The organism is Stenotrophomonas sp. STEN035 (assembly GCF_056759935.1).
The window spans coordinates 122,565-135,304 of the sequence record NZ_JBRRDY010000006.1 but is presented as its reverse complement, the minus strand read 5'-3'; the positions used below and the strand labels follow the sequence as shown (position 1 = coordinate 135,304).

Annotated in this window: 10 protein-coding genes; 4 read left to right on the top strand and 6 right to left on the bottom strand. The window is 62.5% G+C overall.

All coding sequences use genetic code 11. The annotated features are described in order from the left end of the window. Positions 1 to 32: 32 nt before the first annotated feature. Positions 33 to 482, bottom strand: a complete 450-nt coding sequence (locus ACVOLL_RS05005; protein WP_481511886.1) for a nuclear transport factor 2 family protein — start codon at positions 480 to 482, stop codon at positions 33 to 35. A 72-nt stretch (positions 483 to 554) separates the two neighbouring features. Between ACVOLL_RS05005 and ACVOLL_RS05000 the strand changes: the two genes are divergently transcribed. Beyond that, positions 555 to 1,448 (top strand): PIN domain-containing protein, encoded by an 894-nt coding sequence (locus ACVOLL_RS05000; protein ID WP_481511885.1) that lies wholly within the window; start codon positions 555 to 557, stop codon positions 1,446 to 1,448. A gap of 155 nt (positions 1,449 to 1,603) precedes the next feature. Here ACVOLL_RS05000 and ACVOLL_RS04995 read toward each other — a convergent pair whose 3' ends face one another. The 4 genes from ACVOLL_RS04995 to ACVOLL_RS04980 all read right to left on the bottom strand — a co-directional run bounded on the left by ACVOLL_RS04995 (position 1,604) and on the right by ACVOLL_RS04980 (position 5,767). After that, the gene (locus ACVOLL_RS04995; protein WP_481511884.1) at positions 1,604 to 3,025 is read right to left on the bottom strand and encodes a short-chain fatty acid transporter; all 1,422 of its coding nucleotides are present in this window, start codon (positions 3,023 to 3,025) and stop codon (positions 1,604 to 1,606) included. 189 nt (positions 3,026 to 3,214) lie between these two features. Then, positions 3,215 to 3,856 (bottom strand): hydrolase, encoded by a 642-nt coding sequence (locus ACVOLL_RS04990; protein ID WP_481511883.1) that lies wholly within the window; start codon positions 3,854 to 3,856, stop codon positions 3,215 to 3,217. Between the two features lie 258 nt (positions 3,857 to 4,114). Next, positions 4,115 to 4,804 (bottom strand): isochorismatase family protein, encoded by a 690-nt coding sequence (locus tag ACVOLL_RS04985; RefSeq protein WP_481511882.1) that lies wholly within the window; start codon positions 4,802 to 4,804, stop codon positions 4,115 to 4,117. A 96-nt stretch (positions 4,805 to 4,900) separates the two neighbouring features. After that, a complete protein-coding gene (locus ACVOLL_RS04980; protein ID WP_481511881.1) occupies positions 4,901 to 5,767 on the bottom strand; it encodes a pirin family protein in 867 nt (288 codons plus the stop codon). Between the two features lie 124 nt (positions 5,768 to 5,891). Here ACVOLL_RS04980 and ACVOLL_RS04975 point away from each other — a divergent pair, with 124 nt between their 5' ends. The 3 genes from ACVOLL_RS04975 (at position 5,892) to ACVOLL_RS04965 (ending at position 10,284) form a co-directional block, all read left to right on the top strand. Continuing rightward, positions 5,892 to 6,797 (top strand): LysR family transcriptional regulator, encoded by a 906-nt coding sequence (locus ACVOLL_RS04975; protein WP_481511880.1) that lies wholly within the window; start codon positions 5,892 to 5,894, stop codon positions 6,795 to 6,797. Positions 6,798 to 6,883: 86 nt separating this feature from the next. Then, on the top strand, positions 6,884 to 8,065 hold the full coding sequence (locus ACVOLL_RS04970) for an OmpA family protein (protein ID WP_481511879.1): 1,182 nt from the start codon (positions 6,884 to 6,886) through the stop codon (positions 8,063 to 8,065). Positions 8,066 to 8,364: 299 nt separating this feature from the next. Next, positions 8,365 to 10,284 (top strand): M61 family metallopeptidase, encoded by a 1,920-nt coding sequence (locus tag ACVOLL_RS04965; protein ID WP_481511878.1) that lies wholly within the window; start codon positions 8,365 to 8,367, stop codon positions 10,282 to 10,284. A gap of 411 nt (positions 10,285 to 10,695) precedes the next feature. Here the strand turns inward: ACVOLL_RS04965 and ACVOLL_RS04960 are convergent, their stop codons facing one another. Further along, entirely contained in the window at positions 10,696 to 12,642 is a 1,947-nt protein-coding gene (locus ACVOLL_RS04960) for an N-acetylmuramoyl-L-alanine amidase (RefSeq protein ID WP_481511877.1), read from the bottom strand. Positions 12,643 to 12,740 lie beyond the last annotated feature (98 nt).

The window sequence follows — 12,740 nt, the reverse complement described above, 5'->3', positions numbered from 1 at the left end:
GCTCGTAGACCCCAAAGGCCAACCCATCCAACTCAAGAACCCCGCACCTTCCGATGCCATAACGCATTGACGATCACCCAGCGCCCATCAAACCGCCCCATCTGCAGGTGATCGATGAACCACGGGCTCTCCAACCGCACCGTGGCGATGTCCTGATCCACCTGTAGCACCGTCACCGTCCGCTGCCACTGCTCGCGCGGCGTCTTCAGTGCGCCCTCGCGGGTGAAGCGGATCAACTCGTCTGAGCTCATCCGGCCCAGGCCCAGTGTTTCATTCGGATTGGCAACGAGATTGCGCTTGGCCAGGTCCGGATGCAGCGCCCGCGTCACCCGCGCGACATCGCCTTCCAGCTGGCCGTCCATGTAGTCGTAGGCGGTTGCCTCGATGGCCTGCAAGGTGGCCGCATCCGGAGGCGCCGCTGCGGCGTTGCCGGCGACACAAAGCATTCCCACAACAAACACGCGTAGTGCAGCTGACAGCATGGCCGGTTCCAGATGGTTGGTGGTTGGGGAATCGTGGCAGCTACTGGTGGGGAAGCAATGGGCTGGAGGTCATTGGCCGTTTTGCTGAAACTGCGTTGGGAACGATGGGCTGAATGTGTTCAGTTCAAGGATGCGGTTTGGCAAACGGACAATGCTGGGCGAAGATTCGAAACGGGGCGGCATTGGGAATTGCAGGGAATGCAAATAGAAACTGTTGCGATGGCGGCGCCGGTGGAGAACCGACGCATCAACTACGTGTTGGTCGATCACGAGAACGTCCAGCCGACCGATCTGAATCTGCTTGATCGTGAGGATGTCCGTCTCTGGGTATTCGTTGGTGCCGCGCAGACCAAACTATCGTCGGAACTGGCAATCCAGATGCAGGTCATGCGTGAGCGCGCCGACTATGTGCGGATATCTGGCAATGGTTCCAACGCCTTGGATTTCCATATCGCCTTCCATATCGGTCAGTTGGCGACAGTCGACCCACGCGGGTTCTTCCACATTATCTCCAAGGACACCGGATTCGATCCTCTGGTACAGCATCTGAAGACGAAGAAGATTCTTGCATGCCGTTCGGCAGCGGTTGGAGACATGCCGCTGTTCAAGCCCGTCGTTGCCGACAAGCCTATGGTGCCTGCGTCAAAGCCAGCTGAAAAAGCGAGTGCGAAGAAAGTGACGGTTGTAGTTGAAAAAGCCCAACCCCTCGCCAAGAAGCCTGCGGTTGCCGTGGCCAAGAAGGCTGTACAGGCAAAAGCAATGTCCGCAACGGAAAAGCTTGTTCGAATGAAGGCGTTGTTGGCCAAGATGACAAGTGGGAAGCCTGGAACTCTGGCAGCGTTGAAGAAACACATCGCGTCCAATTTTCAGAATCAGATCAATACTCAGGAGATTGATGCGCTGATCGCGGGTCTGAAGAAGGCGGGCACATTGAAGGTTGACGGTACCAAGGTGATATTCAGCTGAATTCGGTGCGGTGATTACATTGTTGAAGCGTCTGTGCTGTTGTCGCTTTGATTGCTTGGAAAGCCCCTGCCGAGCATGGCTCGGCACTACAGGGTGCAGAAATCAGAACGCCACGCATTGCGTGGCGTTCTGATTTCAATCGTTGCAGCAATCGATCAGGGCATTACGGGCGGTGTATACGCCAGCGTCGCACCCAGTGCCCACAACAGCAGCAGTACCAGCGGGGTGTGCACCAGTAGCTGCACGAAGGTGAAGCCGATCAGGTCGCGGGCCTTCAGGCCGAGTACGCCGAGCAGCGGCAGCATGTAGAACGGGTTGATCAGGTTGGGCAGGGCTTCGGCGGCGTTGTAGATCTGTACCGACCAGCCGAGGTGGTAGTGCAGGTCGTTGGCTACCTGCATCACGTACGGCGCTTCGATGATCCACTTGCCACCGCCGGAGGGAATGAAGAAACCCAGCACCGCCGAGTAGCTGCCCATCAGCAGCGCGTAGGTGTCGTGGCTGGCGATCTGGGTAAAGAAGGTGGAGATGATGTGGGCCACGCTATGGCCTTCGCTGCCGTTGACCGTGGTCATGATGGCGGCGATGGAGCCGTACAGCGGGAACTGGATCAGCACGCCGGTGGTCGAGGGCACGGCGCGTGAGACCGCATCGAGAAAGCTGCGCGGGCGCCAATGCAGCAACGCACCGGCCATCAGGAACAGCAGGTTGTAGGTGTTCAAGCCGGAGATCGCCTGGATCGCCGGTTTGGTGCTGAACTCATGGATCAACCAACCAGCCGCCAGCGCAACCAGCAGCAGGATCAACAGCGGGCTGTGTTCCAGCCATTCACCGGGGCGGGTCGGCTTGGTTTTGACCGGTGCGGCATCGCTCATGACATCCACGCCGCAATCAGCGGCATCGCGCGCGGAATTGGCGGCCGGTGCGGTGACGTAGGCAATGATCAGCGATACCACCACCAACGCGGCCAGCAAGACGCCGGACTGCCACAGGAAGATGGTTTCGGTGAACGGGATGACGCCGGTGATCGACAGGATCGACGGCGGCAGGCTGGCCGGGTTGGCCTGCAGCTGTGCGGCCGATGAGGACAGGCCCAGCGCCCAGACCGCACCGAGGCCGAGATACGCCGCCGCGCCAGCAGCGCGGTAATCCATCTTCAGCTCGCTGCGGCGGGCCAGGGCGCGCACCAGCAGGCCGGCGAATACCAGGCTCAGGCCCCAGTTCAACAGCGATGCGGTCATCGACACGATGGCGACCAGGGCGACTGCGCTGCGGCCGTTCTTGGGTACGCGGGCCAGCCGATCGATCAAGCGCGAGGCCGGACCCGACGAGGCCACCACATAGCCGCCTATCACCACGAAGGCCATCTGCATGGTGAAGGGGATCAGGCTCCAGAAGCCGTCACCGAAGGCCTTGGCGGTGTCGGTAGGCGCGGCGCCAATGGACAGCGCGGCCAGCGAGACCGCGGCCAGGGCGAGGGCGGCGAACACCCAGGAATCGGGGAACCAGCGTTCGGCGAAATTCGCACAGCGGATCGCGAAGCGCGCCGAGGCGGTGTCTTGGGTAGTGGGCTGCATGGGGCGGGTACCGTGGGGAAACAACCGGGCGACGGTAGCGCGGCAGCGGTGATGGGTGGAACTGGACCTTTGGATAGTGCCTGCGTATTCATGCACGGGCGCCGAGGCCGGCACGATGCCTGCTGATTTCCCGAGTGCAGCCATGTCCCTCCCTCTCCGTTTGCCGGAGAGTGAGGGCACGCTGCCTGCTTACTCGGCAGCGTCGTAGGAGAACTGGATGCCGGCGGTACCGCCGGTGCTGATGAACAGCTCCATGAATTGCTTGGCGGTGTCGGCGCGGCTCCAGTCGCGCTGCAGTTCGCAGAACAGCTGCGGCACGCTGATCATCTTGCCGCCGGCCTGCTCGATGCGGCGCAATGCGGCATCGTGCGCGGCCAGCGAGGTGCCGCCCACAGCGTCCACCGGTACATACACCTCATAGCCTTCGCGCAGTGCGTCCAGCGCCGGGAAGGTGAGGCAGGCCTCGGTCCACAGGGCAGTCATGATCAGCTTCTTGCGGCCGGTGGCTTCCACGGCCTTGCGGAACTCCACGTCCTCCCAGGAGTTGATGGTGGTGCGGTCGTAGGTGGGCTCATCCTTCAGCACACGGCGCAGCTGCGGGATCGGCGGGTGGTTCAGGCCGGTCTTCACGTTGACCGTGGAATGCACGATCGGCAGGCCGTAGACCTTGCCGGCCTTGGCCACGCCGACGATGTTGTTGACCAACAGCTGGCGATCCATCGAGGCAATGGAGTTCACCTGTACCGGCTGGTAGTCGATGACGATCAGTGCCGCGTTTTCCGGGGTCAGCAGGTCGTCACGCTTGGGGTCACGTTTGGTTTCACTGGTCATGGCGAGGTTCCTTTCTGGGGTGCTGAAGGCGCAGCACGCGCTTGGGCATCGCACCGCATATCGCGGCGGGGTAAACGGGGGCCTTACTTGACGAGGTCCATGAAGTACGCCGCTTCCATGCGCTCGACGGCGTCGGCGTGGTGCGTTTCGAAATACTTGATGTGTGGGCCGTGGTGATGGTGCTTTTCGCGCAGCTCATGGCTGGCCCAGTGCTCGACGAAGATGAAGCGGCGTGGGTCTGCCTGGTCGCGATCCGGCTCAGCTGCGCTGGGAATCCAATTGCTCGTGGGTGGTCACCACTTCCTGCGCCTTGCTGTAGCTCTCGATCAGCAACTGGTAGTTGGGGAAGATGTTGGTGTACGCCTGCGCCCATTCGGCGGCGTCTTCGCGGTTCCAGGTCTTCTGCAGTTCCGAGGCGACCGCGGCCACATCGATGACGACGACGCCGGCCTGCATCATCCGCGCCAAGGTGATTTCCTGCGCCTGCTTGGAGTAAGTGCCGGAGGCATCAATCACCGCGAACACCTGGTAGCCATCGGCCACCGCTGCTATCGACGGGAACGCCATGCACACGCTGGTGATGGTGCCGGCAATGATCAACTGCTGCTTGCCGGTGTCCTTCACTGCCTGCACGAAGTCCGGGTTGTCCCAGGCGTTGATTTCACCTTTGCGCGCCACGTATTTCGCATGCGGTGCGTTCTGGTGGATCTCCGGAATCAGCGGGCCATTCGGGCCCTGCGGTACCGAGGCGGTGGTGATCACCGGGATCTTCGCCAGCGACGCCAGTTTGGCCAACGTCGAGGCCAATCGCCGCAAGGTGGTGAATGGCATGTCGTGCACGGTCTGGAACAGGCCGCTCTGGTGATCGATCAACAGCATTGCGACGTTGTCCGGATCGATGACGGGTTTTGCGCCGTTGAAGTTGGCAACTTGAGGGAAGGTATACATGGCTGTCTCACCACTGGGAGGGGCAGGTTCGCGCCGACGGGGTAACGCCTGCGCGAGAGAAAGATGACCGGGTGGTTAAACCCGGTCATCGGCGGATTACGCTGCGATCTGGCCGAAACGGCCGGAGTTGAAGTCATCCATCGCCTGACGGATTTCTTCCTGCGTGTTCATCACGAAAGGGCCGTAGCCGGCGATGGGCTCATCGATCGGCTCACCGGCAAGCACCAGCACGGTGGCGTCGGCGTTGGCTTCCAGTTCCACCTCACCGGCAGCACGGTCGAACAGCACCAGTTGACCTTCGCGGGCGAGCTGGCTGCCGTTGAGCAACACAGTCCCGTGCAGGATCACCATCGCCACGGTGTGGCCTTCGGTGAACTGCAGCGTGGCGTGCTTGTCACGTGACAGGCGCAGGTCCCACACGTCCATCGGTGTATGTGTACGGGCCGGGCCACGCTGACCGCCGAATTCACCGGCAATCACACGCACCTTGCCGGCGTCATCGGCCAGCGGCACCACCGGAATGTCGGCGTTGCTGATGTTCTGGTAGCCCGGTGCCGACATCTTGTCCTTGGCCGGCAGGTTGACCCACAGCTGCACCATCTCCAGCTTGCCGCCGCGCTGGGTGAAGGCTTCGGAGTGGAACTCCTCATGCAGGATGCCCGAAGCAGCGGTCATCCACTGCACGTCACCCGGGCCGATCTCGCCGCCTGCGCCGGTGGAATCGCGGTGTGCCACCTCGCCTTCATAGACGATGGTGACGGTCTCGAAACCACGGTGGGGATGCTGGCCAACGCCGCGCGGGCTGGTGGTGGGGCTGAACTCGGCCGGGCCGGCGTGGTCCAGCAGCAGGAACGGGCTGAGCTGGCGGCCGTGGGTGTTGTACGAAAACAACGAACGGACCGGGAAGCCATCACCAACCCAGTGCGGGCGGGGCGCGCTGTACAGGCCACTGATTTTCTTCATCTGTCTGCTCCTTGGGCGGCGCGGGGTGCGCCGGCGTTGGAGCAAAGATTAGATTTGGGACGATCACGCCGGTAGACGGCAAAAAATGGTCTGATAGTCCTATTTGGTGAACGCTGGAGCTGCAATGCAGGACCTGAACGACCTGTACTACTTTGCCAAGGTGGTCGAGCACGGCGGCTTTGCCCCGGCCGGGCGCGCGCTGGGCGAGCCCAAGTCCAAGCTGAGCCGACGTATCGCCCTGCTGGAGGAACGGCTGGGCGTGCGCCTGATCCAGCGTTCCACCCGCCACTTTTCGGTCACCGAGGTCGGCCAGACCTTCTACGCGCATTGCCGGGCGATGCTGGTGGAGGCCGAAGCCGCGGCCGAATCCATCGAGCTGACCCGTTCGCAGCCGCGCGGTGTGGTGCGGGTGAGCTGCCCGACCATGCTGCTGGATTTCCGGGTGGCGGCGATGGTGGCTGATTTCATGGCGCATTGCCCGGATGTGGAAGTGCACCTGGACGCCACCAACCGCCGCGTTGACGTCATCGCCGAAGGTGTCGATGTGGCTATCCGCGTGCGCCCGCCACCGTTGGAAGACAGTGAGCTGGTGTTGAAGGTTTTGGCCGAGCGCACCCAATGCCTGGTGGCGGCACCCTCATTGCTGGAAACGCATGGCCATTCGCATGGCCCTGCTGATCTGCATCTATTGCCCAGCGTTGCCTTGGGCGTGCCGCAGGCTGAGCATGTCTGGCGCTTGATCGGCCCGAATGGCGCGACCGCTGAAGTACAGCATCATCCGCGTCTGATCACCCGCGGCATGACCGCGTTGCGTGCTGCGGCACTGGCGGGTGTCGGTGTGGCGCAGTTGCCGACGATGATCGTGCGCGATGCGCTGGAGGCAGGGCAGTTGGTCAACGTGGCCCCGAACTGGGCGCCGCCGAAGGAAATCATCCACGCGGTGTTTCCGTCCAGGCGCGGCTTGTTGCCGTCGGTGCGCTTGTTCATTGATCACCTTGCGGCCTCCTTTGCTGCGCTGGATGAATCCTGATCGTGGGTTGGAACACCTATAGCAGTCACGGAAATTGAACGGGGCCTTGGCAACAATGCCAGCTCCCGCACAAATGGAGTTGCTGCATGCGTGTTGCTGCTGTGTCACTGGCTTGTCTCAGCGTTCTTGTCTCCGCCTGCGGGCGCGATGCACCTGCCGATCAAACTGCTGCAGCACCGGAAGCCGCGCCTGCGGCGGCCGCTGCTCCGACGCCATCCAGCGCGGAAGTGCTCACTGCAGGCAGCATCGAATTCCCGGTGATACCCACCATCATGGTGCCCAGCATCATCGGCAGCGGCCCGGCACAGAAGCGGCTGGAGCTGTCGATGCAATCATTGATCGATCCGGTCGCCGGCATCAGCGTGCGCCCAGCCAACTGCGCCACCGATGGTGGCCTGGTCAATGAAAGCGGCTTCACCAACGTCGATGCGAAGGGCAACCTTGAACGCGTCGGCGGCCACGGTGTGTTCAACATCGGTGCCGATGGCAGTGGCCAGGCGGTGACCGGTGACGGCGTGGTGGAAGTAAAGCCGGATGGCAGTGGTAGCGTGGTCAACGAGGCGGGCACCTTCGAAGTGAATGCCGATGGCTCCGGTACCTATGTAGGCGCGCACGGCAACATCGAGCTGGACGGGAAGGGCGGCGGCAGCTGGGTGGGGGGCTTCGGCACCATCGAGAACCACGGTGATGGCTCGGGCAGCTGGGTGGGCAGCGATGGCAACATCGAGATCAACGCCGACGGCTCGGGCAAGTGGATCGGCGGCCCGGAAGGCATCGTCGAAAATCGCGGTGACGGCACCGGCACGATCGGTGCGGTGCCGCGCGAAGTGAAGATGGCACCGCTGCCGCCGTTGCCGCCCGCCGGGAAGTTCCCGCTGCTGGACAAGTTCAAACCGTCCGGTGCGCCGTGCGGCTACGTGATCACCCTCAACGACAAGGTGTTGTTCGATTTCGACAAGGACGTGGTCCGTCCTGATGCCGGCAAGGTGCTGGATGTGCTGGCGACGGCGCTGGGTAAAGTGCCTTCGAGTGCGATGGAAATCCGTGGTCATACCGATTCACAGGGCAGCGACGACTACAACCAGGATCTGTCCGAGCGCCGTGCACAGGCGGTGTTGGCTGCGCTGCGGCAGCGCGGCAGCGCGACCGATGCGGCCGCACATGGCTACGGTGAATCGCAGCCTGTTGCACCGAATGAGGTCAATGGCAAGGACAGCCCCAGCGGCAGGCAGTTGAATCGGCGTGTGGAGATTTTTGTAAGAACCTGACAGCTGTTTGTAGGAGCGGCGTAAGCCGCGAAGCCACTGCTCCCGCCGGAGCAGCAGATAGCCAGATCCAACCCGGCCAGATAGCAATCGCCACGAATGCCCAGGTTGTAGGCATTCGTGGCTTCGCGGCTGACGCCGCTCCTACAAAACCGGGCAATCTGGTGATTATTGGTTGGTGCATGGAGCCCCTTGCCGAGCATGGCTCGGCACTACCGCTGAGGTGTTGATGACCATCGGCCCGTGTCATGCACCACAGGCTTGTCGCATCATGGCCTTCTCAGACAAGCGAGAGGTTGGTGATGCATGTGTTCCGTCCTGCAGTACTGGGGTTGGCCCTGATGGCCGCCATGGGTTTGGCCAATGCGGCGCCGGCGGTGGCTGACGTGGACGCACGCGGGGTGAAGATCAGCGAAGCCGCGTATCCGGGCACCATCCGCCTCGAAGTGGACGCGACCGACCTGGGCCAGCGCGTGTTCAAGGTGCGGCAGACCGTACCCGTGCAGCCGGGCCTGCAGCGCTTCCATTACCCGGCCTGGTTGCCGGGCAGCCATTCGCCCAGCGGCCAGATCGAAAAGCTGGCCGGGCTGGTGATCAACGCCAACGGCCAGCGTCTGGAATGGGTACGCGACCCGCTCGATGTCTACACCTTCAACGTGCAGGTGCCTGAAGGCGTCAATGAGCTGCGCATGGACTTCCAGTTCCTCAGCCCCACCGATTCGGCGCAGGGCCGCACGGTGATGACGCCGAACATGCTCAACCTGCAGTGGAACGCGATGCTGCTGTACCCGGCCGGTCACGCCGCGCATGCCATTACTTACCAGGCCAGCGCGCGTTATCCGCAAGGCTGGGATGCGGCCAGCGCGTTGACGGTGGCCAGCCGCAACGGCGACACAGTGAACTATGCGCCGACCAATCTGGAAATCCTGGTCGACTCGCCTGTATTCGCCGGCCGTTACCACCGCATGTTCGATCTGGCCCCGGCCGGTACCCGCCCGGTGCGCTTGAACGTGTTTGCCGACCGGGCAAAGGATCTTGAAGCCAAGCCCGAGCACATCGAACAACACCGCGCGCTGGTGACGCAGGCACGCAAGCTGTTCGGCGCCGAGCATTACGACCACTACGATTTCCTGTTCGCCGTGACCAACCAGCTTGGCGGCATCGGCCTTGAGCACCAGCGCTCCAGCGAGAACAGCGAAGACCGCGATTACTTCAGTGGTTGGGATGCCAAGGTCGGCAGCAGCGATCTGCTCGGCCATGAGTACACCCATTCCTGGGACGGCAAGTACCGTCGCCCGGCCGATCTGGCCACGCTGAACTACAATGTGCCGATGCAGGGCAGCCTGCTGTGGGTCTACGAAGGGCAGACCCAGTACTGGGGCAATGTGCTGACCGCGCGCGCGGGTATCCGTCCGCTGGATGCCTCTCGTGATGCGTTGGCGATGGTTGCTGCGACCTATGCGGACAACCGCCCCGGTCTGGAATGGCGCTCGCTGGGCGACACCACCAACGACCCGGTGATCGCCCGCCGCAAGCCCAAGCCGTATCGCGGCTACCAGATGAGCGAGGACTACTACCAGGGCGGACAGATGCTGTGGCTGGAAGCCGACGTGCGCCTGCGCACGCTCAGCGGTGGCAAGCGCAGCCTGGACGATTTCGCCAAGGCCTTCTTCGGCCAGAACGACGGTCAGTGGGAGCGTCCGGATACCTATACCTACGACGACGTCGCCGCGACCCTGGAACAGGTGCAGCCGACTGGTGACTGGTCGCAGTTCCTGCGTGATCGTCTCGAACGCAGGACCGGCCTGGTTGGGGGCATTGAAGCAGCTGGCTGGAAGCTGGTCTACAAGGACAAGCCCAGCGCGTACTTCAAGGCGACGATGAAGGGCCGTGGTGCCAACTTCATCTACTCGCTGGGTGTCTCGTTGAGCCCGGCCGGTTATGTCAACGAAGTGCGCTGGGACAGCGCCGCGTTCAACGCCGGCGTCGGCACCGGCATGCAGGTGCTGGCGGTGAATGATCTGCAGTACAGCGCCGACGAGTTGGAGGAAGCTGTGCGTGCGGCCAAGGACAGCAAGCAACCGGTGCGACTGCTGGTGAAGGAAGTGGATGTTTACCGCACGCTGAGCATCGACTACCACGATGGCCTGCGTTACCCAACGCTGGAGCGGATCGAGGGCAAGCCGGACTACCTGACCCCGATCTTCACCGCCCGCAAATAAAGCAAAGCAACTGTAGTGCCGAGCCATGCTCGGCAGGGGCTTTACCAGCAAGATCAAAAGCCTCCCCTCATCCCAACCCTTCTCCCGCAAGCGGGAGAAGGGCTACAGCCGAAGCAGTTCCTGTAGTGCCGAGCCATGCTCGGCAGGGGCTTTACCAGCAAGATCAACAGCCCCCTCATCCCAACCCTCGCTCCGCGCCCCGGCCCTTGCGCTGGCGCAAGGGCGTTCGACGGGCAGCGAACCTGTGGTTCGCAAGTTGCCCTTCTCACCACGCAAGCGGGAGAAGGACTAAAGCAAAAGCGAAGCAGCCGGCACCTGTAGTGCCGAGCCATGCTCGGCAGGGGCTTTACAAGGAAAGCCACAGCACAGCATGGCTACGCTCTACAGATATGGCTCTCGGCCCCAGGCAGATCAATTCGCTATCTGCACATCATCGATATAAACATTGAGGTCATACGCAGTGTTGGCGTGGTACAGCCATATCGCATCCAGCGAGACACTGCTGCCGGTGATCGCCCCATTGCCATTCACCCACGCATTCCACTGCGCCGCATCGTTCAATGACCACGACACATAGGTCCAGGTATTGGCAGCGATAGCCTTGCTGCTTGAACGCTCGGTGCCATCACTGTCGTCGATGCCGATGCCAACCGTGGTTCCGGTACCGCCACTCCACACCCAGAACCCGACGACACCATTGGCGCGGGTCAGCGCGGTATTGCTTGCAGGCGCACCACTTCCCGACAGCAGACGCACCGCCCAGTCGGCAGCGCTCGCGGTGTTGTCCTTCAGCAGCACCCGCAACGAACAGCTCCCGTTCTTCTGCGTGGTGCAATCCCGTGTGGCAGTGGATGCCGTGCTAATACCGGTAGTGCTACCCGAGTAACCGGGGCTGGTATCGAAATGGCCGACGCTGCTCTCGAAGCGATCCAGGTAGGTGACCGTGCCGGTGCCACCACCGCTGCCCGGATTCAGCAGCGTGTAGTACTTGGACCAGTTCCAGTTGATGCCAGGGTCGGTATGCGTCTGCCCGCTGTAATGCTGGTGGCCCTTGATCTTGACGCTGGTGGGCAACACGTTGATGCCGCTGCTGGATGCGCCGCTATACGCACTGGTGCAATTGATCGCGCTATACGTGGCACAGAAGTTGCGAACCAGTGCTGCCGAAGCGTCATACATGGCATTGGTGTACCAGGAGCTGTTGTCGACATAGCCTTCGTGTTCGATGCCTAGGGTGTAGCTGTTCTGGCTGCCGACGTGCCAGGCGGTATCGGCGTTGCGCACCATCTGTGTCACCTGGCCATCGGAGGAACGGATGACATAGTGCGCGCTGACCTGCGCGGAGGCATTCTTGAACCAGGAGATGGTGCCGGCGTAGCTGCCCTGCGTGGTGTGGATGGTCACTGCACTGATCGCTGCCGAGCGTGATGCCGCGTAGTTGGAGGTCGAGGCCGCACTCCAGATCGCGGGGCCATAGTCGGTGCTCTGGATGCTGGCATCCAGCGCAAGGCTGACGGCAGCGTCTCTGGCGGCAGCGCTGCCTGCCTGCAGGGTTTCGCTGATTGGGTCGATACGGAAGGCGTCGGTCTCGACGCGGTCCCTGCTTACATCCAGGCGCACCATCGGTGCGCGCAAGGTAACCAGCTGCGGCGCGTCGAAGGCCAACTCCCAGACGATCGCACGCTCGGGTACGACGATGCCGCGATCATTGACCCCGCGATCCTGCGCCAGCAGCACATCGTAGGCAAAGCTGGTGCGCGCGTAGTCGTCGACGGCGCTGCGTGCAGCCAGGCTGCTGCCGCGGGGCGCATAGCCCGCGTAGCGCATCAGTGCGGGACGGATTGCTTCAGGTGCCGGCGCGCTGCCAGTGCCGGCGTCGGGATGGTCCAGACGGATCTGTGCATCCAACAACGCAGCGGCCGCGAGGATATTGGTTGCCGCGTCGTTGCGCACGGCAGTTGTGGATACGCCAAGCAGCTTGGCGGCTTCGCCAACCTGGTCCTCGAAGCCGCCACCGGCATACAACCCCATCACGCCCCACGCGGGTGGCATGCGCAGATGCGCTTGATCCTGGTCAGGTGCATCGGGTTGCAATGGCGACCAGCGGCTTTGCACGAACGCCAGCGACTCCAGCGTGCCACGCGGGATGCCGGGATAGCGGCGATACGCTTGCTGGAAGTAGCGCGCGTACATCGCCCGCAAGGGCAGCATGCGTGCTTCTTCCATTTTCAACTGCATGTCCAGCGCCTGTTCGTTGTTGGCAACAGGTGCCTTGATCGTGGTTTGCGCAAGTGCGGGAACAACTACGGCACTGGTGATGACGGCAGACAGCAGCACGGCGGTATGACGGTGCATCATCGGTAGGACCCCCAAGCTTGGAACCCCCTGCGTGTGTGGTTCTACCGCAGCGGTTCCGCGCGTGTGTGAAATCGAAGGTCAATCAGTGATGGGGATCA

Excerpts from the sequence above, each read along its gene's own strand:
- ACVOLL_RS05005 (WP_481511886.1), bottom strand. The coding sequence starts at position 482 with ATGCTGTCAGCTGCACTACGCGTGTTTGTTGTGGGAATGCTTTGTGTC.
- ACVOLL_RS04960 (WP_481511877.1), bottom strand. The coding sequence starts at position 12,642 with ATGATGCACCGTCATACCGCCGTGCTGCTGTCTGCCGTCATCACCAGT.
- ACVOLL_RS04980 (WP_481511881.1), bottom strand. The coding sequence starts at position 5,767 with ATGAAGAAAATCAGTGGCCTGTACAGCGCGCCCCGCCCGCACTGGGTT.
- ACVOLL_RS04965 (WP_481511878.1), top strand. The coding sequence starts at position 8,365 with ATGCATGTGTTCCGTCCTGCAGTACTGGGGTTGGCCCTGATGGCCGCC.
- ACVOLL_RS04990 (WP_481511883.1), bottom strand. The coding sequence starts at position 3,856 with ATGACCAGTGAAACCAAACGTGACCCCAAGCGTGACGACCTGCTGACC.
- ACVOLL_RS04975 (WP_481511880.1), top strand. The coding sequence starts at position 5,892 with ATGCAGGACCTGAACGACCTGTACTACTTTGCCAAGGTGGTCGAGCAC.
- ACVOLL_RS04985 (WP_481511882.1), bottom strand. The coding sequence starts at position 4,804 with ATGTATACCTTCCCTCAAGTTGCCAACTTCAACGGCGCAAAACCCGTC.
- ACVOLL_RS04970 (WP_481511879.1), top strand. The coding sequence starts at position 6,884 with ATGCGTGTTGCTGCTGTGTCACTGGCTTGTCTCAGCGTTCTTGTCTCC.
- ACVOLL_RS04995 (WP_481511884.1), bottom strand. The coding sequence starts at position 3,025 with ATGCAGCCCACTACCCAAGACACCGCCTCGGCGCGCTTCGCGATCCGC.